Below are 26,770 nucleotides of genomic sequence, written 5' to 3' on the forward strand. Positions count from 1 at the left end.
CCACCGCCTGCCGTCCCGCTCTGGAAGGAAAACAAGATGCCCAAAGTCATAGTGGCCAATGTCGACAGCGATTCGATGTGTGGCAACGACATGTCGCCGGAGATCCACGCGCTGAGCTCGATGTGCTGTGATCGATTGCTGGTCATGGCCGAGGCCGAGGATCTGGTGATCCTGCCGCACTCGGTGTCGCCGGCGTTCCTCAGCTACCTGTCCGCCCTGCTCGGCCGCGAGCTCACCGAGCGCAATGTGGTGGTGCCACCGGACGGTGACGTCCGGCAGCTGATCCTCAACGATGCCTCCCTCAACAGCGGCCATGTCGCCGACGAGATCCGCAGGCGGGCCGGTGGCGACCTGACCGGCTGGCGGATGGAGGGCTACTTCCTGGACCGCCCGGTGATGGCGCTGGCCGACTCGCTCGGCATCCCGCTGGCCGGCCTCGACGAGGGAACCGACGAGGCCTGCCGGGACTTCCTGCGCTGCGGCGGCGCGGAGACCTTCAACAGCAAGGTGCTCTTCCGCCAGCTGGCCGGAACCGTCCACGCGCCGGTGCCCTCGGGCCGGGTGGCCAGCACCGAGCAGGAGCTCGGCGTCGCGCTGCGCACGTTGCTCCCCGACACCGGCCGGGTGATCATCAAGCAGGAGTTGAACTCCGGCAGCGCCGGCAACACGGTGGTGACCATCTTCGACGAGACCACGCTGACCGGAGCGTCCCGGGTCGTCCAGGTGCCCGAGGAGGGCGCCGACCTGGCCGCGGTCGCCGCGCAGCTGTGGCCGCTGGTGGCGCTGCAGCGCAACACCCGGGTGGTCATCGAGGCATATCACAAGGCTGCCCACGTCTACTACAGCGAACTGTGGGTGCCCGGCCCGCTCGGCTCGCCCCGGATGCTGAACTTCGGCGAGATGCGGATGGAGCCGACGTTCATCGGCTTCGAGATCCCCGGACAGCAGATGCTGCCGGCCGACCTGGCGGACATGTCCGCGCACAGCATGAACCTGGCCGCCGAAGCCGGCCGGCGCGGTTTCGTCGGCTACCTGAACATCGATTCGATCACCACCATGGACGGAACGCTGTTCTTCAACGAGGTCAACGGCCGGATGGGGTGCTGCACCAACATCGACTACCTGGCCAGGGTCCTGATCGGGGAGGACTACACCCGGCAGCGGGTCGTGCTCACCTACAACTGGATCGACGTCAAGGACTTCGCGGTGGCGGTTCAGGCCCTGGAGACCGCCGGCGTCGCCTTCGATCCCGAGACCAAGACCGGGGTGGTCATCGCCGTCGAGGACGTCGCCCGCTGCGGAGCCATCGACTACATGGTGGTCGGCTACGACGTCGCGCACGCCCGCGAGCTGGAGAAGCGCGCCCTGGTCGCCTTCGGGGTCGCCTGAGTCCTACCGGGAATCCCAACAGGTTTTCCCAAGCACGTACAGAAGAGGTGCAGTGATGGCAACCATCGGTCCAGATCCCACCCCGACCGCCTCGGCGGCCATCGCTGTTCCGCATCTCGCCGCGCTGCTGGCCGCGCGCCGGCTTGCGGCCCACCACGTCTATGACGCCGAGTGCGCGCTGCATTACGCGTATCAGGCGGCTCGTGGCGCCACGGCCGGCGAGGAGGCGGGCCAGTGCGACCAGTGGGTGGTCGCCGCCTACGCCCACCTGCACGCGGCGAACGTGGAGTATGCGGCGGCCTCGGCGGCGGTGGATGCCGCGGCGACGGCTCGGGCCGGCCTGCACCTGGTACAGCCGCCGGTCGGCCCGGTCCAAGCGGCTGAGGCGCACGAGGTCGAACCGCAAGCAGCCGTGGGGTAAGCAGCCGTGGGGTAAGCAGCAATCGCCGATGCGGGGCGGACATCGCCGGCGCGGGTGCGGAGGAGGTCGCCATCAGGTGGCCGAAGTGATCGAACGAGCCGGATGGGAAGTGACACGATGCCGCACGCGCAGTCCATGGAAATCTTCGAACACCACGAGTCGCAGGTCCGAAGCTACTGCCGTAGCTTTCCAGCCATCTTCGAACGGGCCGGCGGCACCTACCTCTGGGACACCGACGGGCACCGCTACGTCGACCTGCTCTGCGGCGCCGGAGCGCTGAACTACGGCCACAACCCGCGACCCATCGTCCAGGCGGTCACCAACTACCTGGCCGACGGCGGCCCGATCCAGTCACTGGACCTCTACACCTCGGCGAAGGCGGAGTTCCTCAGCCGGTTCTCCTCCGAGATCCTGGCGCCTCGCGGGCTCGGCGACTTCGTCGTGCAGTTCCCCGGCCCGGCGGGCACGCTGGCCGTGGAGGCCGCGATGAAGCTGGCCCGCAAGGTCACCGGACGGACCAACGTGATCGCCTTCCGCGGTGGTTTCCACGGCGCGTCGCTCGGCTCGTTGGCAGCGACCACCTCACCGGTGCTGCGCGGAGCGGCCGGGATTCCCCTGAGCGGCGTGACGATCCTGCCGTACGGCAGCACCGGGGTGCCCGGCATGGTGGACGCGCTCAAGCGCGAGCTGCGGGCCACCGGCCACGTGCCACCGCCGGCGGCGATCCTGCTGGAGACGGTTCAGGGCGAGGGCGGCCTGTCCGTCGCGTCCCCGACCTGGCTGGCCGAGGTGCGGCGGATCGCCGACCGGATCGGGGCGCTGGTGATCGTGGACGACATCCAGGCCGGGTGCGGCCGGACCGGCACCTTCCTGAGCTTCGAGCACGTCCCCGACTTCCAACCGGACATGGTGTGCCTGTCCAAGTCGCTCAGCGGCATGGGGCTGCCGATGGCCGCCCTGCTCATCCGCCGCGATCGCGATGTGTGGGCGCCGGGCGAGCACAACGGCACCTTCCGCGGCCACAACCTGGCCTTCGTCGCCGGCAGCGCCGCGCTGGACTACTGGGCCGATGCGTCCTTCGTCAGGCACGTGACCGAGCTGGCCACGAAGATCGAGTCAGACATCGCCGAGCTGGCCCGCCAGCTTCCGGTCGGGACGGCCGTGCCGGTCGGCCGGGGATCGTGGAGCGGCCTGCGCTTCGCCGACGCGGAGTTGGCGTCGGAGATCCGGGCAGAGCTGTTCGGAGCCCGGATCATCGCCGAGACCTGCGGCGGCGGCCACGTGCTGAAGCTGATGCCGCCGCTCACGATCACCCGGGCCGAGTGGTCTGCGGTGGTGGGCCGGCTCAGCGAGGTGGTGCTGGACACCACCCGGCGCTCACAGCCGGGTGACTACCTGGACCTTAGAGTGCCGGCGTGAGTACTCATCCTCTGGCAGCGACCCCGGCCGGCCTCGATGCGGTGGCCCGGCTGACCGCGATCACCCTGGACGCCCTGCGCGAGGGCCGGTCCCGCCGTTGCGGGCCGATCGCCCGCGGCGGTCCCGAGTCGGTGGCGGATATGGTCCGTGAGCGCCTGCCGATAGCCTTGCCGCAGGACGGGGTGGGTGCCGACGAGGCGCTTCGCCGGGTGGTCGGGATGGTCGCCGAGGGCGCGGCGGATCCGGCCGATCCACGGTGCGTGGCCCACCTGCACACCGCGTCGCTGGCGGTGGCCGCCGCGGCGGATCTCGCCGCGAGCGTGCTCAACCCGTCGCTGGACTCCTGGGACCAGGCGCCGGCGGCCGGCGAGCTGGAATCGCGGGTCAGCCAGGTCATCGCCGGGCTGGTGTATCCGCTGATCCCGGATGCGGATGCGATCGTGACGACGGGGGCCACCGAGTCGAACCTGGTGGCGTTGCTGCTGGCCCGGGAACGGCTCGGCAGCAGACTTCAGGTGCTCTGCTCGGCCGACGCCCACCACAGCGTCGGACGGGCGGCCTGGATGCTGGGCCTTCCTCCGCCGGTGCCGGTGCCGACCCGCCGTGGCGCGCTGGATACCGCTGCTCTGGCCGGACTGCTCGCGCAGATCACCGATCCGGTGTTCGTGGTGGCGACGGCCGGCACGACGGACCGGGGCGTGATCGACCCGATCGGCGCCATCGGCGAGCTCACCCGGGCGCACGGCGGTCACCTGCACGTCGATGCCGCGTACGGCGGTGGGTTGCTGTTCAGCAGTCACCGCAGGCTGATCGACGGCATCGAGCTGGCCGACACGGTTGCCCTGGACCTGCACAAGTTCGGTTGGCAGCCGTTGCCAGCAGGCTTCCTGGCCGTCCGGTCGGCCGGCCTGCTGACCCCGCTGTCGTTGGTCGCCGACTACCTCAACGCCGAAGACGACCAGGAGGCAGGCTTTCCCGACTGGCTGGCCCGGTCGATCCGGACGTCCCGGCGGCCGGACGTGCTCAAGATCGCGGTCACCTTCCAGGCGCTCGGCTGGAACGGGCTTGCCGAACTGACCGACCGATGCTGCTCGATGGCCCAGGATGCCGCCGACCTGATCGAGGTGCGGCCCGGTTTCCGGCTGCTCGAACGGCCGCAGATCAGCACCGTGCTGTTCCGTCCCACCGTGGCCGACCGGATGCGTGTCGAGGCCGGCAACGAGCTGGTCACCGAGGTGCGCCGCGTCCTGCTCGCCAGCGGCGCCGCGGTGCTCGGCCGAGCCACCGTGGCCGAGGACGGCCTGGTGTGGCTCAAGCTCACCCTGCTCAATCCCGAAGTGACCCGGCCGCAGCTGATCCAGCTGCTGGACGCGGTCGAATCGGTAGTGGACAGCCTGGAGGCGACGTCCCTGATCGGAGAGGAATTACAGCATGCGAGAACTACCTGATGCCCTGACCGGCACCCACCGGCACGAGGTCACCGAGGCAGATGCCGCCACCCGGTGGCGCAACGACCTGCCGGTGCTGGCCACTCCCGTGCTGCTGTGGCTGGGCGAGCTCGCCGCGATGGACGCCCTCGGCGACTACCTCGAGGACGACGAGATGACGGTCGGGCTGAGCCATGACGCGAGCCATCTGGCCGCCACCCTGGTCGGTGAGCAGGTGTTCCTGACCGCCGTGCTGGCGCACCGGCATGGCAACCGGCTGGTGTTCGAGGTCAGCGGGCATGACGGGATCGACGAGGTGCTGCGCGGCACCCATACCCGGGCGGTGGTGTCCCGCAGCAAGTTCCTGGCGCGGCTGGCCGAGAAGGCTGAGAAGGTCGAGAAGCAATCCCGGCCGCTCAGCGCGTAGAACGCGCGTCCGGTAACCCCCGTCGTGAGACTTGCGACGGGGGTTACCGCTTCAGCTAGCCTTCGTCGTCGCGTTCCTCGTCATTCCCGCGCCGGCGCAGCGTTCGCTCGGCGATTCCGTTGGAGAGCTTGCCCGTCATCGATCTAGCCCGGCCGAGGGTCTCGTTACCGAGGCGCCTGGCGGTATCGACGCCCTCTGCCCCGGTCCCGAGTACCTTGTCCCTCGCCTCCGCGGCCGCGTCCACCCATCGTCTGGCCTCCCATGACTGTCGACCGCCCTCGATCCCGAGCCGGCCGTGGAAGTCAACGATGGCTATCGCGACATGATTGCTCGAATGCACCACATCACGGGACGTGCTCGGGTGCAGCAGCACCTTCGCATTGGCCGTGCCGGCGGCCGCATCCATACGAGTCAGCAGGCGCTCGGTGCTCCGTGAGATGAGTTCGAGCCGGTTCTGCCGGGCAGCCCGAAGCCCGAGGCGATGCCGGTCAAGCTCCTCCGGAGCTGCGTCCAGCACCCGATCGAGCTCGAGCACGGCAAGCGCATCCTGCAGTTGGTGGCAACGAGCCAGGACAGCGAGCCACTCCTGGACCTTGGACTCGGCTTCCTGCGCCGTCTTGGCCAGATCGCCGACCTTGGTCTTGCGCTCCGACTTCTCCGCGAGTGCGTCGAGTTGGTGCAACGCGTATGCCTGGGTTCGGGCGATCGTCATCGACGTGGCCTGCACCTTCGACCACGTGACCTCGGAGACCCTGCCGACCTGCTCCCGGATGGTCATGGCCTCCTCGATGACGAGGCCCACGCCGATCATGTCCGCCAACACAGCGTCCTTCTGGGCGCGGAGCACATCGTCGACCTTCTGATCGATCGTGGCGAGATAGTCGGTGATGTCGTCCATGGCCTGTTGCATCGCGAGCTGCGCCATGATGCCCCCGGCACTAGCCAGAAGGGCCGGGTTGGTCAAAAACGAGCCGGGCCCCTTGGCGAACTCGACGAATGTCCTGACCTGGCCCTTGCCCCCCTTCACCACACCTGTGCTGAGACCGGTCGTCTTGCTTTCCCTCAGCCCGTGCTTCTTCACAAGCTGCGCGGACTCCTTGGTCAGCTTCACCCAGCGACCTGAGTTGGCAGCGATCTCGGCACCTGCCTGTGCGGCTGCGGCCCCGGTACTGAGGACGGCTCCGAGCCGGGGCAATCCGAGGTCCTTCGACGGCAATCCCTCAGCGACGAGGAAGCGTTCGACAGCCGTAGGTTCCCCGATGACCGCCAGGCCATCGCCGTCACTGATCAGCTGGATCTCGCCGTCCATCGCTGTCTCCTGAAACTGTGGGCAAGGGAGGTGGCTCCCACCAGTTGGGGTGGAGCCAGGCTGCGTGGCGGTCGCGCGGGTGGGCGTCGACATCTTCCAGGATGGGAGATCCTACGCTCACCCTCAGCTCGTCCGACCGAAGACCTCGAGGTTCACGACGCGTGCCGGGTCCACCCCAACTAGATGTGTGGCGCGGCGCTGCGGCTGCGAAGGACGCCGCGCGCACCGTGGTCCGGCAGCAAGCACTAGGCCCGGAGCTACGCCGCCTCGCGGCGGTCTTGGACCTCCAGAGGTATGACCGGCAGCGCGATCACCACGTTGTGGGTCAGGTCTCCCTGGATCGGCTCGGCCAGCTTCGGCTGGTCCGCGGCGACCGTCGCCGGCTCGGTCACCGTCGCCGGCTCGGTCAGGTCAGCGACCGAAGCCTGGGACTTCGCCCGGGATCCGACCAGGGTCAGCAGCGGACCTGCGGCCGCGGTGGTGAGCAGCGCCATCAGCACCAGCAGGGAGTACAGCGTCGTGTTGAGCACGTCCAGCTGCAGGCCGACCTGTAGCACGACGAGCTCGGTGACACCGCGGGCATTCATCAGCGCAGCCACCGACATCGCGCCGGTGCCATTCATCCCGGCGATCCGGGCGCCCAGATAGCTGCCACCGACCTTGCCGGCGAACGCGACGGCCAGGATCAGGGCCATGTCGCCCAGCTCGGCCAGGCCGATGCCGGCCAGGCTGACATTCAAGGCCGCGACCACGAAGAAGATCGGCAGCAGGAACAGGTGGCACATCCGGCCCAGTTCCTCCACGTGCTCGCGCATCACCGGATGGTCGCGGTGGGGAAGCACCGCGCCCATCAGGAATGCGCCGAACACCGCATGCAATCCGAGCCATTCGGTGGCGGCAGCCGACAGGAACAAGCCGGCCAGGACGGCGCCGAACACGGTCGTGCCGTTCCAGCGGCCCAGGGCGCGGGCTATCACCGGTCGTAGACCGAACAGCACGACAAGATACGGCGCAGCCATCACCAGATGCCAGGCCTCGCCGCCGCCACCCAGCGCCACGATCACCGCCAGGACTCCCCAGCTGGTGGCATCGACCGCGGCTGCGGCCGCAAGCGCGACGCCACCGACCGGAGTGTTCGTCAACTTCCGGTGACTGAGGATCCGGGCCAGCACGGGGAGCGCGGTGATCGACATGGTGGTGCTGATGAACAGCACGAACTGCACGCTGTTGGCCGGGTGGTACCTGGTGAGCAGCCAGCCGCCGAGGGCGAGCCCGAGAACGAACGGGGTTGCCATCGAGCCGATCGCGACGGCCAGCGTGACCCGGCCCTGCCCGCGCATCTGGTTGGGCTCCCAGTGGTAGCCGACGGTGAACATGAACAGGACGATGGCGAGGGCCGATATCCCGCCCAGCGCGCCACGCACATTCGAGGCGAGCATGGTGGGAGTCAGCTCGGTGTAACGCAGCAACCCTGCCAGCAGCACGCCAGCGGTGATCTCACCGACCACCGGTGGCTGCCCTATCCGCACTGCCAGATAGCCGGCCAGCCTCGCGGCCACGATGATGATCCCGATGTCGAGAAGTAGCATCATTGGGGTTGCTCCGTCCTGTACCTCCAGTGCGAGACGGCAGCACGCCGCTCGCATTCGATGTCGTTGCTTGCTGGTGGAGGCCGTTCAGCGACCCCGGTCCCACTGGGTGTGTGTCAGTTCCTGCGTGCCAGGTGCGTAGGTATCAGTTGCGATAGGTGTCGAACCGGAGCTGCCTGGTGCCGATCGCGATCAGCGCCCCCGGCCGCAGGGTGCGGTTCCCACCGGCCGACAGCGGTTCCCAGCTGTCACCGCCCGGCTCGCACACGTACGTGCCGTGGGTCGAGCCGATGTCGCTCACGCTGACCTCCCACTCGCGCAGGCTCACCCTCGCGTGCAGGTCCGACACCATGCCGTCCTCCAGCCGTACCCCGGTCGCCTCGCCGCGCGCGACCTCCTCGGCCAGATCCGGCGCGCTGCCCAGCACGTAGTCGCGGTCCAGGGGGAGCAACCGCCCGTCGTCGAGCAGCAGGACCCCCAGCACGGGACGCTCGTCCAGCGCCAGGATCCGGCCGGCCTGGGTGAGGCCGATGCCGCAGACGCCGCAGTAGGTGAGCTCCGGATCGTTGAAGTGGCCCTTGCGACACCGCACCCCGGTGATGGTGGCGGTCACGCCGCGCAGCTGACCGTCGGGCCCGGTAGTGGTCCGGGTGGTCACGGTCAACCCGTCGCTCGCCGGCGACTCGGGCCGCAGCAGCGGCGGGGACAGCTCCACCTCCACCTCCACCGAGGTCACGATCGACTCGGGCGATGATTCGGCGCCGGCGGCCGGTGGGCCGGCGGGCTCGCTCGAAGGAGCTTCGGGTGCAGCCGGCTCGGGCCGGCTTGCCATCGGATGATCGGTGGACGGGTGCTGGTGATGGTGTGCGGCAGGGCAGGTCGGCGAATGGGCTGCCGTAGTCATGGGATCGCTGGCCTCGGCGACGGAGTCGCTTGCTTCGGACACAGGATCGCCGGCCTCAGCGACCGGATCGCTCGTGCCGGCCACGCGATCGCTCGACTCAGCCATGGGATCGCTCGACTCGACCATGGGATCGCTCGACTCAGCCACGGGATCGCTCGACTCGACCATGGGATCGCTCGACTCGACCACGGGATCGCCCGGCCCCATCACCGGGCCGGTCGCCTCGGTCCCCGAAGTCCCGGTCATGGAGGTTCCGTCCGCCGAGGCCTCGGTCGTAGCGCTGGAGGCCTCGCCGGCCGGGCCCAGCTCCGCCCGGACGCTGGTCGACTTCCCGCCGACGAAACCGTCCATGGTGGCCGCGCCGGTGCTGGAGAGCTCCAGCGTGCCGAGCTGCGTGCGGATCCTCACCCGGGCGTCGCCGTGCACCAGGGCGGCCACCCCACCGGGCAGCTCGTGGATCGCGCACACCGACGGCACGTGCTCGCTGGTGGCAAGCAGGTGCGCCACCGTCTGGCTGAGCGTCTGATCGGGGTGCCCACCGGCCTCGGCGCCGGCGGCTCGGGCAGCCGCCAGCAAGCGGGTGATGACCTGCTCGTCACCCGGCCCTACCAGCAGCGTGACGTCGCCATACCGGGTCACGGTTCCTTCGCTCACGTGCGGCCGCGGGGCCGGGCTATCTGTCTGCATGATCGTCACACCAACCTTCCGCCACGGAAGCGCCATCGGATGAACGGCGCTCGCATCGGCCCGTTCGCGAACACCCACACCGCCACCCAGACCGTTGTGAAATGCAGGGCGAAGGCCCAGGCCGGCACGGACCCCGGCAGGTACGGAAGCGTGCCGGCCACGGCAAGCGCGCCGACCAGCACGCCCTCGGGAACGAGGGTGAGGAGGCCGAAGAGGGTCGGCCAATCCTTCTCCCAGCGCAGTTGCATGAGCAGGTGGTAGATCAGCTCCCAGCCGATGCCGAGCACCGCCACCGACGCCAGCACGACGAACGTCGCCTGGTACCGGTCACCGAGCGGGCCGTCGACCGGGAGGAACGGGGTGATCGCCAAGGTGACAATCGAGCCGATCAGAGCGAGCAGGAACACCCGCGTCTGGATCCGGCCGTACAGGGTCGGCACCATGATTGACTTCCTCCTCGATCAGATCTGCCGGCCGCGGAGCCAACGGCACCAACCGGCGAACGACGAAGCCGGGCCGAGCCGCCGGCAGAAACCTCGGCGGGCGATGTCGTCCACCACCTCCTGCGCGGCGATCTGCAGTCCCAGGAAGGTGTCCACTCCCGGGAACGGCCCACCGAGCGACGCGGCGCCGGTCACGTACATCCGGCCCATGCCGCTCTCGGCGCCGTTCACGGCGAACGAGCTGTCCACGTCGATCCGGCCGCTGTCGTTCATCCGGGCGCCACCATGGACGAGGATGTCGTTGAGCACCTGGTGCTCGGTCACGTCGGCGTTCAGGCCGGTGCAGTCGATGATGTAGTCGGCGTGCACGTGCAGCTCGCCGTCGGAGATCTGGAGCCGGGTCGCGACCCCGTCGCCCTCGGGCTCCACGCCCGCCACGGAGCCACAGATCACCCGGTACCAGCCCTCGTTGCGGGCGATTCGCAGCTGGCGCTGCCACTCCCTGCGCCACGCGGTCGTGGTGCCGCCGATGTCGGCGTAGAGCTGCCCCCGCCCGTCCCGGTCCAGCCGGCGCATCTCGGCCTTGAGCTGGCCACCCCACACGGACTTCGGGTAGTTGAAGCCCTGATAGGCAAAACCATTGCTGCCGGGGCGCTTGGCCATCTTGTACTTGCGGTCCGGCCCGTCGACATAGGTGCGCAGCACGTGCACGATCCGGGTGTCCAGATTGTTCTGCTGCCGATCGCGGATCAGCCGCTCCAGCACCCGGGACGCGACGATGCCGCCACCGCGCACCACGACCGTGCCCGGCCTGCGGGCCAGCGAGTGGTAGACGTGCTCGTGGTTCTCGTAGGCGTTGACGACACGGTGGTAGTCCTTCATGGCCATCCTGAACCGCTGGAGCTCGGGCAGGAACTTCAGGCCGGTGTACCCGACGGCCAGGTGGACGTCCCGGCAACGGACCACGCGCTGCACCGGCTCCTCGGCCCACCGATCGGTGTAGAGCACGAAGTACCCGCCGCCGAACCGCCGGCGGACGAACTCGACATCACCGCGCTGCAGCATGTCCCAGTAGCGGATCCGTTGGGCCTCCGCCCTGATCGAGTCCATCACCACCCGCAGCTTCGGGGTGTAGAAGTCGGCGAACATCGGCTCGACCAGCACGTGCAGCAACGGGCCCAGGCTCCGGGTGCGGACGGCTTCGCTGAGCGCATAGGACGGAAAGCCCCAGATGTTGTCCGGGCGGGAGGCCGAGTCCGAGCGGATGCGGTCCTCGCCCTTGATCTGGGACACGGTCGCCAGATGCTCGTACGTCTGCCACGGATGGGTCAGGTTGGAGATCACCTGGATGTCCGAAGTCGGCAGGTTGCCCGCTACTCGCAGGTAATCCACCGTGACGAACGAGCCGATGCCGCCTCCGACCGTGACGATCGGCATGTCGTACATGGGGATTCCCGCAGCTGACACCATGTCATCAGTCCACTGATCGGTGTCGCGCAGCAGCGCGGGCAACCCGGCAACAGCCGGCTGCTCACCCTCGGAGGAGGGTGCGTCGAGCACTTCGGTCATCTTCATCACCGCCTGGTGTTGGTCGCTTTACGCAATAGGGGAGTTGTCTCCACCTTGGTCGATCTGCCGTCGCACCTGCGTGGTGAGGCCGTGACACCCACAGCCTTCCCCGGCCCGTGGCGCCACAACCGCAGGTTCAGCTGGCCTGACTCCAGAGCAGCTCGTTCAACGTCGTGGCAGGGTCGAGGCCCAGCTCGTCGCGCAAGGTCTTGCAGTACCCGGCGTAGTGCGAGATCGCGTCATGGCGGTTGCCCTGGGCGAGGTAGGCCCGGATGAGCTGCTCATGCGCGGTCTCGCGCAGGGTGTCGGCGTGGATGACCGCGAGCGCGGCCTGCACGGCGGCGCCGTACTGCCGCTTGACGGTGAGCAGGTCCGCCAGCCGCTCCAGGGCGTCCAACCGCAGCCGCCGGTAGCAGGCCTGGTACTCGATCAGCCAGCCGTCGTCCCAGTCCGGCAGCAGGTCGCGGTCCAGCTCGGTCCACTGCACCAGGGGCATCACCTCGGCATGGTCGTCCGGACGGATGCTCAGCAGGCTCGAGGCGAACGCGCGGGTGGAGTCGATGTCGACCCGCAGCTCGGGTGCCAGCCGGACATCGGTCTTGGTGCTCAGCACCAGGCCGGGAGCCTGCCGCTGCAGGCGGTAGAGCGTGGTACGCAGGTTCGAGTGCGCCCGGTCGTGGCTGGCGTCCGGCCAGAGCATCCGGGCGATCTTGTGGCGCGGCGCCTGGCGGTTGAGGCACACCAGCACCGCGAGCAAGCGCTGCACGGTGGGGCCGGTGTCCACCACGACGTCCTCGACCACCAGGTGGAAGCCGCCGAGCAGCCCGAGCTCGCAGTGGCCCGGAGTCCGGATGCCGGAATCCTCGGGCGGCGGCACCAGCCGCAGTGGCGCCGGGCCGGTCTGGGTCGCCGGGGCGGGTGGGTTGTTCGGTCTTACGCCATTGCGCGGAGCGGTGCGGTGCGGGTCGGTGGGGAGGTAGGTCGACATCACGGTCTCCTTGGGAAGAGTGCGGGCCTGGCAGGACGGGGGCAGGGCGGGATGGCGGCGGCACCGCGTGCCACCGCGATCGGTGTGCTTCTGGTACGGGCGGCCAGCCGGTGGAACCGGCGGGTCAGCCTTCGGGACGGGTGGTACGAGTGTTCGGACGGGTGGTACGAGCGTTCACGTACGGGTGGTACGAGCGTTCTAGTACGGCGGATCAGTCTTAGGTCTGGGCGGATCGGGCTTTGGCCTCGGCCAGCACGTCCTCGCCGATCGCCCCGATCAATGCGGCAGCGGCGGCAATCGCAACGCAGGCGATCAGCGCGGCCCGGATACCGACCGGCTCGAGCAACCCGGCGACGATCAGGCCGGCGGCGCCGAAGCCGACTCCGCCGGCGGCGTACAGGCTGGAGAAGCCAGCCGCCCAAGCTGATTCGGGCAGCAGCTCCTGCAGGCCGGCAGCCCGGGCGACCAGCGCCGGCGTCCCGGCCAGTCCGGAGAGGATCATCAGGGCGATGACCAGGACCGCGTTCGGCATCACCACGGCGAGGCCCACCAGGACGGCCACAGCCATCACGAGCACGAGGGTCTGGGTCCGGTAGGTGCCAGACCACTTCCGGCTGCCGTAGATCAGGCCACCGATCATGCCGCCGACGGCGAACACGGCCAGCACCGGTCCGGCTACCCCGCCATCGGTGCCGAGCGAGTCCAGCAGCTCCGGCAGGCCGGTGTAGGCCGCGCCGACGCACATCAGCACCGCGCCCTCCTGGAACGCCGCCGGCCAGCTCAGCCGGAAGATCCGGACCCGCTCCCCGGAGGCGTCCTGGGCAGGGGGGGCCTCGTGCAGTTCACCGGCAACCAGGATGCCGTGCAGCGCGATCCCCGCGCACACCACCAGCGGCCAGGCCTCGCCGGCGAACAGCGCGACCAAGCCGACCACACCCGGCCCGACCGCCCACACCAGCGTGGTCAGGCTCGACTCCAGGCCCAGCGCGGCGTGGTGGACCGACGGATCGACGGTGCGCACGAGCAAGGCGCGCAACCCGCCGTGAGCGCCGGAGGAGATGGCGCCCGCGCCGGCGGCCAGCAACACCATCGACCAGATCGGCAGGCTGCCGGCATCGATCAGGTTCGGAATGGCCAGCGCGAGCAGCATGCTCGCCTGAAGACCCAGCACCAGCCGGATCTCGGCGCGGGCGGATTTCCGATCGAACCGGCGGCCCAACACGCTGGCTGTGAACGCCTCGGCGAAGGCGTTCGCCCCCGCGAGCACGGCGCCGACCGCGTAGGAGTCGGCAGCGAGGTGGCCCAGGTAGACCAGTGCCAGCGGAGACATCGCCACCGGCAGCCGCTGGCACAGCACGATCGTCGTCCAAGCCGGCATTCCGGGAGTCCGCACCACCTTGCGGTAGGAGCGGAAGCCACCCTCTGGCTCGACCGGCGGCTGCTCGACGACGTCCGCTGTGGTGGTCATAAAGACTCCTACCTGTCGGCCACGCGTCGCTCAAGCGCGACGTGCGCGTGACGTATAAATGTCAGTAGGAGAAACGGGCGGATTCGTTACAGATTCTGCTGAGAATTGCGTGTTAAGCGGCGAGGTCAAATTCGCGTCAGCAGGCCAGATCTAAATAGCCCTCAAGCGCTGAACGGACGCGCGAGCGGGCACGGTGCAACAGGATCCGCTGGTTGCCGTCCTCGATGTCGAGCAGCTCCCGGACCTCGGCAGCGCTCCAGCCCTCGACATCGCGCAAGGTGATGACGATGCGCTGGTTCTGCGGCAGCTCGGCTATCGCGGTGCTGACGATGTCCTGGACCTCGCGCGACAGCAGCGCGTGCTCGGGCAGCGTCGACCAGTCCGGCGGCGAGTTGACCCAGTGCCCGGCGTAGGGCCCCGAGCTGTAGAACCGGTCGGCATCGACGGCGGGAGTGGCGTCCTCCTCGATCTCGGACAAGCTCGAGAACGGCAGCGTCTGGCGTTCGGCGGCCGACCGGCGCTGGGCTATCCGGACGACGATCTGGCAGATCCAGGTGCGTAGCGCGGACCGGCCCTCGAATCCGTCCAGGCCGTTGAGCACCGCGATCCAGGTCTCCTGCACCGCCTCTTCGGCCGCCTCGCGGGTCGGCGAATAGATGCGAGCGAGCCTGAGCAGGACACCGTGATATGCCTTGACGACTGTCAGGAAGGCCGTCTCATCGCCTTGCCGCAGCGCCTGCAAGTCCACTTCGGTCATCTTCGAGCTCGACCCGCCAGCCAGTGCCGATGAAGGTCGGCCAGCCGCTGCTCCACCGATACCTCCGGGGCTTCCGGAGGAAGGATCGCCGTGGCGCGGATGGTGGCTCGTACTTGCGCGATATACCGATCGCAACTTTGGCACCCCTCGAGATGCTTGTTGACCCGCTCGGTCTCAGCCGGACCCAGGACTCCCTCGAGAAAGTCCGTCACCAACTCGACCAACTCCTGACACGCCATATCGTCCATGCGCTTGAGTCTTCCATGGGTACGGCCATGCGGGCGGGACTCGCGTCAAAATGAGCTGGAGGCGCCCAGGTACAAACAACTGCCCGAAGGCCGGTTTTAGCTGCTCAGTGCGGTGCTCTCGCAAGCTACGTTAACACCTGCAGACAGTCATGGCGACCTTTATGGACAATCGAATTATTAGCTCTAACGGGAACCAAACTCTTTTTTGCGAACCGGAAAACGGAGCATGCTGAGCAGTGCTCTCGCGCCACCGGCAGCGCGCCGTCCGGCTCCGATCGCGAGCCCCAGCGGGCCGGCCTCAGCCCTCGGGCCGGAGGTGCTCCAGCGCCAGCTTCTGCACGTCCGGACGCACGATCTTGCCGAGCCCCGTCCGGGGGAACGCGTCGACGCCGAGGTCGGTCAGCGGCACGAACCGGCGCGGCACCTTGAAGGTGGACAGGTGCTTGAGCAGCGTCGCCCGCCAGCCGTCCTCGTCGGCCCGGGCGCCGGGCAGCAGGGTGTAGACCAGCACCAGCTCCACGCCCGTCACCGGGTGCGGCAGCGTCGCGACCACGCCGTCGGCCATGCCGGTCAGCCGCGGCACCACACCCTCCACCTCGGCCGGGTACATGTTCTCGCCGCTGACGATCACCATGCTGTCCAGCCGGTCGACGATCGACAGCTCGCCGTTGTCGTCGAGGTTGCCCAGATCGCCGGTCCGGATCCAGCCGTCCACCACCCGCTCGGCGGTCAGCTCCGGCTGGTTCTCGTAGCGGCTGAACATGTTGGCGCCCGACAGCAGCACCTCGCCGTTCTCGCCGGCCTCGGCATCGGCGCCGTCCGGCCGCACGACCCGGACCCGGCTGCAGTCCAGCGGCAGGCCCGCGGTCCGGCGGTCGCCAGGCTTGCGGCTGCGCGGCTCGACCGTGGTGATGGTGGCCATCTCGGTCATGCCGTACACCTGGTAGACCGGGATGTCGAAGGTGGACTCGAACCGGTGGATCAGCTCGGGGCTGAGCGGCGAGCCGCCGGCCAGGTAGCCCTTCAGGCTGCGTACCGCAGGCCGCTCCGGGTTCTCCGACAGGTGCGCCAGATAGGCGTTCACCGACAGCGTCCAGGTGGGGGCGAACCGGTCGACGTAGGTCCAGAACCGCGCCAGCGCCGCCTCCGGGCGCACGCACACGGTCTTGCCGCCGCTCCACAGCGGGGTCAGCGTCGGGAAGGTGTGCCCGCCCGCATGGAACATCGGGTTGACATTGAGAAAGACGTCGTCCTCGTCGGCCTCAGCCCACAGCGACAGCGACAGCGATCCGGCGAGCAGGCTCTGGTGCGGCAACACCACGCCCTTGGCCGCTCCGGTGGAGCCCGAGGTGTACACGATCTCGGCGTCCTGGGCGCCGCTGCGGTCGACCGGGGACAGCTCGCCCTGGTAGCTGGAGCCACGGGCAAGCAGGTCGGCGATCAGGGCCTCCTCGTCGTCCGCGGACAGCCAGGCCGAGGTTCCGGACAGCTTCACCTCGGTCGCCGCGCGCCCGATCACCAGGGCAGGCCGGGCGTCGGCGAGCTGCGTCTCCAGCTCGGCCGCCCCCGCCTTGGGATTGAGGAACACCAGGGTGCGCTGGGCGGCCATCACACCGAGGGTCAGCAGCGCGGCCAGGGACGAGTTGTGCAGGATCACCGCGACCCGGGCGCCGACCGGCGCATCCCGCTCGTCGAACAGCGCCGCGCACCCCCGGGTGAACGTCAGCACGTCGGCGAAGCTGATCACCCGGCCGTCCTCCTCGACCGGCAGCAGGTACGGCCGGTCGCCGAACTTCACCGCCGAACCCGTCACCAGGTCGAGCAGGTTGCGGACCGACGGCAGCCCACGGTCGCCGGCGTGCTCGGCGGGTGAGCTCGAGACGTCCGCCACGTCGACCGATCCGCTGGACCCGGCGCCGGCGGCGCTGCGCACCACCGCGCAGAGCTGGCGCACCGTCGGCGTCTCGAAGATGACGTCGACGACGTCCACGCCGTAGGCCAGCTCGAGCCGGGTCACGATCTCCACCGCCGAAAGGGAATCCATCCCCAGCTGCATGAGGTCGTCGTCCGGACCCAGGTCCGATCGCTTCAGAACCTCTGCGCAGATGGAGGTGACCCGAGATTGAAGATCGGTCATAGTCACCGAAGAACTCCCGTTTTGGTTGCGTCGGCCGGGGTAAACTCCGGCATTCACCAGTTGGAGGGCAGGGCAGTGACCGTAGCATCGCTGGTCAGCGACCTCGACCCCTTCGCGCCAGAAGTCATGGCCGACCCGTACCCCATGTATGCCGTACTTCTCAAGTCCGGCGAACCGGCGTACCTGCCTCGACGGGACATGTGGGTGATAACCGCGCATGACGACGTGCGGGCGGCGGTGAAGGACCACGAGCGGTTCTCCTCGGCGGACGGGATCGCCTACGACCGCTCACGGCTGCCGATCCTGTTCGGCGTCGACCCGCCCGACCACACCCGGTTGCGCAGGCTGATCAGCCGCGACTTCACGCCGCGCACGGTGGAGTCGTGGCGGCCGCTGGTGGAGCAGATCTGCACCGAGCTTCTCGACGAGGCGGTCACCGGCGGCGACGTCGACCTGGTGCGGCAGGTGCTGGTGCCGCTGCCGGTCCGGGTGATAGCCGCCCTGCTCGGAATCCCCGGCGACGACGTGGCGCAGTTCAAGAAGTGGTCCGAGGGCGTGATCGAGGGCTTCAACGCCAACGCCCGGCTCCGGCCGGAGGCCGGTCACGGGCCCACCGATCCCGAGGACGCCAAGTACCGGCAGCAGGCGGCGAAGCAGGCGCTGTCGGCGGTGTCCAACATCTCGGTCTACTTCCACACGCTGCTGGACCAGCGACGCTCACAGCCGCTGGGCGCCGACCTGATCTCTCGGTTGCTCGCCGCGAACGAGGACCACCTGCGCGACAACGAGCTGGTCTGGCTGTGCCTGGCGCTGCTGGTGGGCGGCAACGAGACCACGACGCACCTGCTGGGCAACCTGTGCATCGCGCTGATGGAGCATCCCGACCAGCACGAGCTCGTCCGGGCCCGGCCGGAGCTGATGATCCCGGCGATCGAGGAGACGCTGCGCTACGACCCGCCGGTGCAGAGCGTGTTCCGCACCGCGACGGCCGACGTCGAGATCGGTGGCACGGTCATCCCGAAGGGGTCCCGGGTGCAGCTGTCGTTCGCCGCGGCCAACCGCGACCCGCGCCGGTACTCCGACCCGGACCGGTTCTGGGTCGAGCGGGAGTCCGACAGCGCCCACCTGTCCTTCGGCAGCGGCATCCACTTCTGCATCGGCGCTCCACTGGTCCGGATCGAGGCCGAGACCTTCCTGCGGCAGCTGTTCGAGCGCGCCGAGGCGATGACGCCCACCGATGCGCCGACGCGGATCAAGAGCCCGACGTTCCGGGGGATCGCCCAGCTGCCGCTGCGCCTGATCCCGCGGGCGTGACCGTTCCCGACCAGCCGGATCAACGTGGCGCCGGCACGCTGCCGCTGTCGCTGCATCAGGCGGAGAACCTGCCGCCGGGTTTCGCCCGGTCGACGAATGTGCCGATCATCGCCGCGCGGTTCGGCGCGGGCCTGCGGCCGGACCGGCTGATCCGCGCGTTCGAGGCCGTGGCCGCCCGGCATGAGGCGTTGCGGCTGCGCCTGGTGCCTGGGGGAGAGGAGCTGCGCCAGCTCATCGCCGACACCGGCCCCGTGGTCGAGGAGGTTCCGCTGCCAGGCTCGCCCACCGACGCCGAGCTCGCCGCTGAGATGGAGCAGGTGCTGGGCCGGCGGGCCGAGCTCGCCGTCGACGGTCCCACCGTCGCCCGGCTGTACCGGCTCGGCAACGGCGAGTTCGCGGCGCTGTTCGCGGTGACCCACGTGGCCGCCGACGGCTGGTCGGTCGGTGTCCTGGCACGCGACATCGCCCAGCTGTACCTGGGAAACCCGCTGCCCGACGTCGAGCCCGGGTACTACCGCCGGTACGTGCGCGAGCAGCACGACCTGGGGCCCGCCCTCACCGATCGGCAGGCAGAGTTCTTCCGGGCCTCGCTGGCCGGCGTCCCGGCTGCGCCGCTGCGCCGGGACCTGCCCGTCGAGCCCGCGGCGGCCTACCGCTCGGTCCGGCGGCCGCTGCCGACCGACGACGCAGCCGCGGTGTACCGGCTGGCCCAACGGCTGCGGACGACGCCGGCGAAGCTGCTGATGGCGGCGACGTTCCTGGCGCTGAAGGACTACCTGGGTCAGGACGCCTTCGCGGTGCTCGACGTCAGCGCTGCCCGCAGCCGCGAGCAGGTGGACTGGGCGGGGCTGCTGTCCAAGGGCGTGCCGGTGCCGGTCCGGGCGCCGGACGGCCTGGCGGTCGGGGAGTTCGTCGCCGGGGTGCACCGGCACTCGCTGCGAGGGCTGAGCATGCTCGCCGGCCCGTACAGCCTAAGGCGGGTGCTGACCCTGTTGCACGAGGGCGGCCAGGCTCCGGCCGCCGACGCGCTGTACCGGCGGCTCTGGACGGCCGAGGTCCCGGACGCGCACTCGGTGATGTTCAACTGCCTCACGATCGCGCCGCCGTCGCAGGCCCCGTTCGGCGCCGAGGTCGAGTACCGGCCGCTGTACCCGGCCGAGCCGCTGGCGCCGGAGAAGAACCGGATCTCAGACCTCGACGTGCTGCCGCTGATCGACGGCGTCTCGATCAGCCTGGGGATCACCGCGCACCCCGCGGTGCACGGCGACGCGGATGTCGAGCGGGTGCTCAGCGCCATCCAGGGCGTCCTGACCGGCTGGGCGCACGGCTGGGACGGCGACCGGCGGTCGGGCGGGTAGGGGCTCGGCGGGGTAGGGGTTGGGCGGGGTAGGGGTTCGGCGCGTCAGCCCGGCGACGCCGTCAGCCGGCGGTTCCGGCAGCCGCAGCGGTTCCCGTCAGCTGGCCGAGCGCGTCGGACGGGACGGCAGCGCGAACTGCATGGTCGAGACCGCGGTCAGCAGGCCGTCGGCATCGAAGACCTGGGCGGTGACCACGGCCATCCGCCGGCCCAGCTTGGCGACCGTCAGGACGATCTCCAGCGGCCCGGGCTCGGCGGTCTCCAGCAGGTTGATGCTGCCCTGGGTGAGCACGCCGGTCAGCACCTTGCCCGCGTAGGCGTTCACCGCGAGGAAGGCCGACAGGTCGACGGCCTTGAAGATCGCCGGGCCGGACAGGGTGCCGCCGGGGCGGCATTCCAGCCACTCCGGCAGGGCCATCACGACGACCCGCTCCGGGGAGACCTCCACCACCCGCAACCCGGCCTCGGGCATGAAGTCGGCCAGCAGCTCCTGCACCTGCGCCAGCGACAGCTTGGGCTGCAGGACCTCGCTGGGCACGCCGCTGCGCGGCTCGGTCACGGTCATCGCTGCTCCTTGACAGGTGTCGGGACGACCTGGGTGACGTGCTGCCACGCGTAGGTCGGCAGGGTCGCGACAGCGCGGTCGGCGGGGGAGGGCTTCCACGGCAGCGGCTCGGATCCGTCGAGCAGCCGCACGGCCGGGTGGCTGTCGATGCCGGCCCGCCCGTCGAGGGCAGCCAGCGCGTCCAGCGCCGCCGTCCGGTCCGCCGCCGCCACCCAGGCCGCGTGGCTGAGCCGGGTGCGGCCGTGGGTCGCGGTGTAGGCGAACGCCGGGTAGTCGGCGTCGTCGAGGCCCGCCAGGTGCTCGGAGTACCGGACGGCGAGCTCCGCGAGCGCGGCCGGGGTGCGGGCCGAGACCAGGAAGCCGGGCACGGGGGCGGCGTCCCCGGTGGCTGCGGGGGCGGCCGAGAGCACCGCGAAGGCATTGGTGCCGCTCATCCCGTAGGAGGACACCGTCGCGCGCGTCCCGGCCTCCGCCGGCCACGGACGGAGGCCGGTGGCGATCGCGAGCCCGGTGCCGGCGAGGTCGATGCGCGGGTTGAGGGTGTCGAAGCCTGCCTGCGGCGGGATGGTCCCGCGCTCCAGGCACAGCACCGCCTTGATCAGCCCCATCACCCCGGCCGCGGACTCGGTGTGCCCGAGGTTGCCCTTCACCGAGCCGACGTGCAGGGCAGGGCCACCGCCGCTCGGCCGCATCGCATCCAGGACGGCGCGCATCTCGATCGGGTCGCCGAGCGGGGTGCCGGTGCCGTGGGCCTCGTGGTAGCCGACGTCCGCGCCGGACAGCCCGGTCGAGGCCAGCAGCGAGCAGATCAACCGGGTCTGGGACTCGCTGTTGGGCGCGGTGAAGCTCGGCGACCGGCCGTCATGGTTGATCGCGCTGCCGTCGATCACCGCGTGGATGCGGTCCCGGTCGCGCAGCGCGTCGTCCAGCCGCTTGAGGATCACGGCTCCGCACGCCTCGCCGCGCACGAACCCGTTCGCGGCCGCGTCGAACGGCCGGGAGGAGCCGTCCGGGGACAGCGCGCCGGTCTGCGCGACCGCGCGGGTGGTGTCCGGCGACAGGATCAGGTTCACCCCGGCTGCCACGGCGGCATCGCAGTCGCCCGCGGTCAGCGCGCGGCAGGCGGTGTGGACGGCGACCAGCGAGGACGAGCAGGCGGTGTCCATGGCGAACACCGGCCCTTGCAGGCCCAGCTCGTGCGCCACCCGGCCGGCGGAGAAGCTGTGCCCGTTGCCGACCGTGGTGTAGGAGTTCGGCTGCGATGGCAGCCACTGTCGGTAGTCCAGGCCGGTGATGCCGACGAACACCCCGGTCGCCGACGCCACGGTGGCCGGTGGCATCGCGGCGTCCTCGAACGCCTCCCACACCACCTCCAGCAGCAACCGGTGCTGCGGGTCGACGGTGCGCGCCTCCCGGGGCGACATGTCGAAGAACCGGGCGTCGAAGTCGAACGGCGCCTCCAGGTAGCCGCCGCGGGTGATCAGGTCGTCCCACTGCGAGCCGAAGGCCGCCCGCCGGTCCGCGGGCAGCTCGCCGATCACCGTCCGGGCGTCCGTGATCGCCGCCCAGTAGGACGCGGGGCCGGTGATGCCGCCCGGCGCGCGGACGCCCACGCCGACGACGGCGACCCGTCCCGGCGAGCTGACCGGCATGCCTAGGACACCACCGGGTACAGCCAGTTGTGGGTGTCGGGAACCCGGCCGAACTGGATGTCGAGCAGGTGCTTGCGGATCGCCAGGGTCAGCCGGCCCGGCTGCCCGTCCCCCACCTGGTGGGCGTACCCGGCGCCCTTGAACCCGGTGATCGGGGTGATGACGGCAGCGGTGCCGCTGGCGAACAGCTCGGTGATCGTGCCGTCCGCGCAGCCGGCCCGCAGGTCCTCCAGGGCGACCTGCCGCTCCACCGGCTTGAGGTCGTGCTCGGCGGCCAGGTCCAGCAGGCTGTCGCGGGTGACCCCGTCGAGGATGGTGCCCAGCCCCGGGGTGACCAGCTCGCCGTCGGCGGTGACCAGGAACAGGTTCATGGTCCCGGACTCCTCGAGGTAGCGATCGTCGTCGTCGCTGAGGTACAGCACCTGCTCGCAGCCGTTCTCCTGCGCCTCGACCTGCGCGGCCAGGCTGGCGGCGTAGTTGCCGCCGCACTTGGCCTCGCCGGTGCCGCCCCTGCCGGCCCGGGCGTAGTTCTGGCTGACCCACAGCGTGATGCCGCTGACGCCGGAGCTGAAGTAGGACCCGGCGGGGGAGGCGATCACCCCGTAGCTCACCTCCAGGGCCGGCCGGACGCCGAGGAAGGCCTCGGAGCCGAACATGTACGGCCGCAGGTACAGGCTGCGCTCGCCGTCATGGGCCGGCACCCAGTCCTGGTCGGCGCGCACCAGCTCCACCAGGCTGTCGAGGAACAGCTCCTCCGAGAGCACCGGCAGCGCCAGCCGCCGCGCGGAGTTCACGAACCGGCGCGCGTTCAGCTCGGGCCGGAACAGCCAGATGCTGCCGTCGGCGTGCCGGGCCGCCTTCAGGCCCTCGAAGATCTCCTGCGCGTAGTGGAACACCGACGCGGCCGGGTGCAGCGAGTACGGCTTGACGGCGCACACCTGCAGGTCGTGCCAGCCGGCGTCGGCCGTCCAGGTCGCCGAGGCCATGTGATCGGAGAAGAACCGGCCGAAGCCGGGGTTGGCCAGCATCTCCGCCCGCTCCTGCTCGGATGCGGGATGGCTGGTGCGGTTGAGTCGGAAATGCGTCATGGGGCCTCTTTCACATCAATTCGATTCTGGTTCGCAGAACACCGTCACGCAATTCTGGCCGCCGAAGCCGAACGCGTTCGTGGCGGCGGCCCGCACCGGCATCCGGCGGGCGACATGGGGCACGTAATCGAGGTCGCATGCCGGGTCCGGGGTGTGCAGGTTGATGGTCGGCGGCACGATGCCGTCCCGGATCGCCATCGCGCACACCATGGCGCCGAGCGCTCCGGCCGCGCCGATCAGGTGGCCCACCATCGACTTGGGGGCGCTGACCGCGACCCGGTCGGCCGCGGGCCCCAGCGCCGCCCGGATCGCCCGGGTCTCGGTCAGGTCGTTGGCCGCGGTCGAGGTGCCGTGCGCGCAGATGTAGTCCAGCTCCCCGGGCGCGATGCCGGCCCGCTGGGTGGCCTGGACGATCGCGGCGGTGGCGTGCGCCCCGTTGGGGTCCGGCGCGCTGATGTGGAACGCGTCGCAGGTCAGCGCGCCGCCGGCGACCGTGGCGTACGGCTGGACGCCCCGGCGGGCGGCGTGCTCGGCGGACTCCAGGACCAGCACCACCGAGCCCTCGCCGAACACGAACCCGTCCCGGTCTGCGGCGAACGGCCTGCTGGCGCCCTCGGGATCGTCGTTGCGCTCGGACATGGCGCCCATGCTGACCAGCCCGGCGAACATGGCCGGGGTGATCGCGGCATCGGTGCCGCCGCACAGCACCACGTCCGCCTCGCCGGCCAGGATCAGCCGGCGGGCGTCCAGCAGCGCGTACAGGCCGCTGGCGCAGGCCAGCGCGCTGGCGTTGACGGGGCCGTGCAGGCCCAGGTCGATGGCGATCTCGCAGGCCGGCATGTTCGTCAGCGACGAGGGGACGAAGTAGCTGTTCGGCACGATCGGCTCGGGGGAGGCGAGCAGGCCGCGGGTCGCCGTCTCCACGGTGTCGAAACCGGCGACGGCCGCGTTCACCACGACGCCGATCCGGCCGGCGGTGTCGGCGTCGATCTGGAGCTTGGCGTCGGTGGCCGCCTCCCGGGCCGCCGCGACCGCGAACTGGGAGAACCGCGCGGACCGCCGGACCCGCTTGTGGTCCAGGTACTCCCGCGGGTCGAAGCCCTTCACCTCGGCGGCGATCCGGGTCGGCAGCGCGCTGGCGTCGAAGGCGGTGATCGGGCCGACACCGGACCGGCCGGCGAGCAGGCTCTGCCAGGTCACGTCGCGGCCGATGCCAGCCGGCGTGACCGCGCCGATGCCGGTGATCACCACCTCGGGACGTCCCCGCTGCCGGTCAGAGTCCGCGTCAGCCATTCCTCACCTCCCCACCACCACGGGCACCGATCCCCGCTGGTCGATCTCGGCCGCAGCCGCGAACCCCTCCGCGAAGGCACGCACCGCGTCCAGCTCGGTCGCGTCCCGGGCGCCGCCGACGAGCCGGTGCCAGACCCCGGCCTGCCGGGCCAGCGCGGGAACGGCGCCGTCGGCCAGCTGGCCCACCGCGATCACCACAGTATCGGCCGGGACGATCTCCTCGCCGCCCGCGGACGTCAGGTGCACCCCATCGGCGGTGATCCGGTGGCAGCGCACCCCGGTCAGGGTCCGGACGCCCTGGCCGCGCAGCTCGGCGAGCACCGCCCAGCGGGTCGAGCGGCCGGTCCGCGCCGCGAGCCGGGCGCCCCGGTGCAGCACGGTGACCTCGGCGCGGCCGTGCACCGGCACGGGCCCGGCGGCACCGGGGGCGAGGCCATGCTCGCGCAGGAACCGCTCCTGGTCGGACAGCGGCGTCTCGCCCCGGCCGGCCAGGTGCGCGATGTCGACCGCCACCCCGCCGCCGCCGATGATCACCACCCGGCCGCGCAGGGCGCCGTCGGCGAAGGCCTCGGGGTAGCTGAGCACGTGTGGCAGGTCGGCGCCGGGGATCTCCAGCGGGCGTGGCCGCACCCCGCTGGCGACGATCACGCCGTCGTAGGACCGCAGCAGCTCCAGGTCGCCGGAGCCGATCGGGCGGCCCAGCTGGACCTCGACGCCCAGCCGCGCCAGCTCGGCGGCGAAGTAGTCGACGGTCGCGGCATAGTCGGCCTTGCCCGGCACCCGGCAGGCCAGCCGGAACTGCCCGCCCAGGGCGTCGGACGCCTCGTACAGCCGGACCTGGTGCCCGGCCAGGGCGGCCTGCCGAGCGGCCTGCAGCCCGGCCGGGCCACCGCCGACGACCGCGATCCGGCGGGGCGAGGCGGACCGGGCCGCACGCGTGAGCGCCTCCCGGCCGGCCCTGGGGTTCACCATGCAGGACACCTCGGCCTCGACCAGCGAGCGGTCGATGCACGCCTGGTTGCAGGCGATGCACAGGTTCACCGGCCGGCCGCGGCGGGTACTCCCGATCAGGTCGGGGTCGGCCAGGAACGGCCGGGCCATCGACACGAAGTCGATCCCGGTGCCGGCCAGGATGCCGGCGGCCAGCTCCAGCCGGTTCACCCGGTTGCTGGCGATCACCGGCAGCTCCGCCGACCCGGCCCGGATCAGCTCGGCCTTGATGTCGGCCGCCACCGGCGCCCACACCCCGGGCGGCACGATCGCCTGGACGCTGGGCACCGCCGCCTCGTGCCAGCCGACCCCGACGTTGAGGGCGTCCGCGCCGGCCGCGGCCAGCGCCCGCGCGAAGGCCAGCACGTCGGCCCGGGCGGTGCCGCCGGCGACCAGGTCGAGCCCGCTGAACCGCACGATCACCGGCAGCCCCGACGCGGCCCGGACGGCCCGGGTCACCTCGACGCCGAACCTGCCCCGGCGCTCGGCGTCGCCGCCCCACTCGTCCTCGCGCAGGTTGGTCAGCGGCGACAGGAACTGGTCCACCAGGTAGCCCTCGGAGCCCATGATCTCGACCGCATCGAAGCCCAGGTCGCGGGCGTGCGCCCCGCCGCGGGCGAACTCGTCCACGGTGTCGCTGACCTGTGCCCCGGTCATCGCCAGCGGCTCGCACCGGGAGAACCGGCTGTACACCGCGGACGGCGCGACGGGCGTCCGGTCCGGCGACGGCAGCGCGTAGCGCCCGGCATGGAACAGCTGCAGGGCGATCAGCCCGCCGGCGGCATGCACCTCGTCGGCGACCCGCCGCAGCCGGGCGCGGAACCTCGGGTCGTCCAGCACGCCGTAGGCATCGCCGCCGGCGCCTGCCACGCTCACCGCCGCGCCGCCGGTGACCATCAATCCCGCGCCGCCACGGGCGCGTTCGACGTAGAAGGCCGCCAGCGCCTCGCCGCCGTCGTCGCGGGCTTCCAGGCCGAGGTGCATGGCGCCCATCACGATGCGGTGCGGCAGGGTCAGCCGGCCCAGGCGTCCTGCGGTGAAGACGGCTGCCAGATCAGCCATGCTCAGCTATCCCGGAGCCAGTGGTGGGCCAAGGTCCTCGGCGAACGGCGGCGCGACCACCGAGAGGCCGCCGTCGACGACGATCGTCTGGCCGGTGATGTAGGTCGAGGCGGGCGACAGCAGGAACCGGACGCAGTCGGCGACCTCCTGCACGGTGCCCATCCGGGCCGCGGGGATCTTGGGCAGCACGCTCGACAGCGGCGCCATGCCCTCGACGTTGTAGAAGTACTCCGAGGAGTCGGACTCGATGATCCCGCCGTTGACGCC

Annotated in this window: 23 protein-coding genes; 7 read left to right on the forward strand and 16 right to left on the reverse strand. The window is 70.6% G+C overall.

What is annotated here, in order from left to right; genetic code table 11:
* Positions 1-36 precede the first annotated feature (36 nt).
* From VF612_RS03460 to VF612_RS03480, 5 genes are all read left to right on the forward strand, one after another.
* On the forward strand, positions 37-1,389 hold the full coding sequence (locus tag VF612_RS03460) for a peptide ligase PGM1-related protein (protein WP_408658450.1): 1,353 nt from the start codon (positions 37-39) through the stop codon (positions 1,387-1,389).
* Positions 1,390-1,444: 55 nt separating this feature from the next.
* Entirely contained in the window at positions 1,445-1,810 is a 366-nt protein-coding gene (locus VF612_RS03465) for a hypothetical protein (protein ID WP_408658451.1), read from the forward strand.
* Positions 1,811-1,945: 135 nt separating this feature from the next.
* Positions 1,946-3,229 (forward strand): diaminobutyrate--2-oxoglutarate transaminase, encoded by a 1,284-nt coding sequence (locus tag VF612_RS03470; RefSeq protein ID WP_408658452.1) that lies wholly within the window; start codon positions 1,946-1,948, stop codon positions 3,227-3,229.
* Positions 3,226-4,677, forward strand: coding sequence for a pyridoxal phosphate-dependent decarboxylase family protein (locus tag VF612_RS03475; RefSeq protein ID WP_408658453.1), 1,452 nt, complete (start codon positions 3,226-3,228; stop codon positions 4,675-4,677). The genes VF612_RS03470 and VF612_RS03475 overlap by 4 nt, the downstream gene beginning before the upstream one ends.
* Positions 4,661-5,083, forward strand: a complete 423-nt coding sequence (locus tag VF612_RS03480; RefSeq protein ID WP_408658454.1) for a thioesterase family protein — start codon at positions 4,661-4,663, stop codon at positions 5,081-5,083. Before VF612_RS03475 ends, VF612_RS03480 begins: the two co-directional genes overlap by 17 nt.
* A gap of 55 nt (positions 5,084-5,138) precedes the next feature.
* On the opposite strand, the gene VF612_RS03485 is transcribed toward VF612_RS03480, so the two are convergent.
* The 10 genes from VF612_RS03485 to VF612_RS03530 form a co-directional block, all read right to left on the reverse strand.
* Entirely contained in the window at positions 5,139-6,392 is a 1,254-nt protein-coding gene (locus tag VF612_RS03485; protein WP_408658455.1) for a hypothetical protein, read from the reverse strand.
* A gap of 257 nt (positions 6,393-6,649) precedes the next feature.
* Positions 6,650-7,984 (reverse strand): cation:proton antiporter, encoded by a 1,335-nt coding sequence (locus tag VF612_RS03490; protein WP_408658456.1) that lies wholly within the window; start codon positions 7,982-7,984, stop codon positions 6,650-6,652.
* Positions 7,985-8,126: 142 nt separating this feature from the next.
* Entirely contained in the window at positions 8,127-9,524 is a 1,398-nt protein-coding gene (locus VF612_RS03495; RefSeq protein ID WP_408658457.1) for an FHA domain-containing protein, read from the reverse strand.
* A gap of 53 nt (positions 9,525-9,577) precedes the next feature.
* Positions 9,578-10,015 carry a hypothetical protein gene (locus VF612_RS03500; RefSeq protein WP_408658458.1) on the reverse strand — a complete coding sequence of 146 codons (438 nt, stop codon included), beginning with the start codon at positions 10,013-10,015 and terminating at the stop codon, positions 9,578-9,580.
* A gap of 18 nt (positions 10,016-10,033) precedes the next feature.
* Positions 10,034-11,590, reverse strand: coding sequence for a hypothetical protein (locus tag VF612_RS03505; protein ID WP_408658459.1), 1,557 nt, complete (start codon positions 11,588-11,590; stop codon positions 10,034-10,036).
* Between the two features lie 130 nt (positions 11,591-11,720).
* The gene (locus VF612_RS03510) at positions 11,721-12,572 is read right to left on the reverse strand and encodes an AfsR/SARP family transcriptional regulator (protein ID WP_408658460.1); all 852 of its coding nucleotides are present in this window, start codon (positions 12,570-12,572) and stop codon (positions 11,721-11,723) included.
* Positions 12,573-12,789: 217 nt separating this feature from the next.
* Positions 12,790-14,040 carry a hypothetical protein gene (locus VF612_RS03515; RefSeq protein WP_408658461.1) on the reverse strand — a complete coding sequence of 417 codons (1,251 nt, stop codon included), beginning with the start codon at positions 14,038-14,040 and terminating at the stop codon, positions 12,790-12,792.
* Between the two features lie 136 nt (positions 14,041-14,176).
* Entirely contained in the window at positions 14,177-14,797 is a 621-nt protein-coding gene (locus VF612_RS03520; RefSeq protein WP_408658462.1) for an RNA polymerase sigma factor, read from the reverse strand.
* Positions 14,794-15,045, reverse strand: coding sequence for an anti-sigma factor family protein (locus VF612_RS03525; RefSeq protein ID WP_408658463.1), 252 nt, complete (start codon positions 15,043-15,045; stop codon positions 14,794-14,796). Before VF612_RS03525 ends, VF612_RS03520 begins: the two co-directional genes overlap by 4 nt.
* Before the next feature lie 298 nt (positions 15,046-15,343).
* Positions 15,344-17,182, reverse strand: a complete 1,839-nt coding sequence (locus VF612_RS03530) for an AMP-binding protein (protein ID WP_408658473.1) — start codon at positions 17,180-17,182, stop codon at positions 15,344-15,346.
* A 75-nt stretch (positions 17,183-17,257) separates the two neighbouring features.
* Here VF612_RS03530 and VF612_RS03535 point away from each other — a divergent pair, with 75 nt between their 5' ends.
* Together VF612_RS03535 and VF612_RS03540 are read left to right on the forward strand one after the other, a co-directional pair.
* The gene (locus VF612_RS03535) at positions 17,258-18,496 is read left to right on the forward strand and encodes a cytochrome P450 (RefSeq protein ID WP_408658464.1); all 1,239 of its coding nucleotides are present in this window, start codon (positions 17,258-17,260) and stop codon (positions 18,494-18,496) included.
* A complete protein-coding gene (locus VF612_RS03540; RefSeq protein WP_408658465.1) occupies positions 18,493-19,854 on the forward strand; it encodes a condensation domain-containing protein in 1,362 nt (453 codons plus the stop codon). The genes VF612_RS03535 and VF612_RS03540 overlap by 4 nt, the downstream gene beginning before the upstream one ends.
* Before the next feature lie 96 nt (positions 19,855-19,950).
* On the opposite strand, the gene VF612_RS03545 is transcribed toward VF612_RS03540, so the two are convergent.
* The 6 genes from VF612_RS03545 to VF612_RS03570 all read right to left on the reverse strand — a co-directional run.
* Positions 19,951-20,418, reverse strand: a complete 468-nt coding sequence (locus VF612_RS03545) for a PaaI family thioesterase (protein WP_408658466.1) — start codon at positions 20,416-20,418, stop codon at positions 19,951-19,953.
* Positions 20,415-22,070, reverse strand: a complete 1,656-nt coding sequence (locus VF612_RS03550; protein WP_408658467.1) for a polyketide synthase — start codon at positions 22,068-22,070, stop codon at positions 20,415-20,417. The genes VF612_RS03545 and VF612_RS03550 overlap by 4 nt, the downstream gene beginning before the upstream one ends.
* A gap of 2 nt (positions 22,071-22,072) precedes the next feature.
* Entirely contained in the window at positions 22,073-23,158 is a 1,086-nt protein-coding gene (locus VF612_RS03555; RefSeq protein WP_408658468.1) for a branched-chain amino acid aminotransferase, read from the reverse strand.
* A gap of 15 nt (positions 23,159-23,173) precedes the next feature.
* Positions 23,174-24,451: a beta-ketoacyl-[acyl-carrier-protein] synthase family protein gene (locus tag VF612_RS03560; protein ID WP_408658469.1), complete on the reverse strand. Its 1,278-nt coding sequence runs from the start codon at positions 24,449-24,451 to the stop codon at positions 23,174-23,176.
* Between the two features lie 3 nt (positions 24,452-24,454).
* Complete coding sequence (locus tag VF612_RS03565; protein ID WP_408658470.1) at positions 24,455-26,503, reverse strand: FAD-dependent oxidoreductase; 2,049 nt, start codon at positions 26,501-26,503, stop codon at positions 24,455-24,457.
* Between the two features lie 6 nt (positions 26,504-26,509).
* The coding region (locus tag VF612_RS03570) for an SDR family oxidoreductase (RefSeq protein ID WP_408658471.1) at positions 26,510-26,770 on the reverse strand (261 nt) is incomplete at its 5' end.

The organism is Jatrophihabitans sp. (genome assembly GCF_036388195.1).
Taxonomy (GTDB): Bacteria; Actinomycetota; Actinomycetes; order Mycobacteriales; family Jatrophihabitantaceae; genus Jatrophihabitans_A.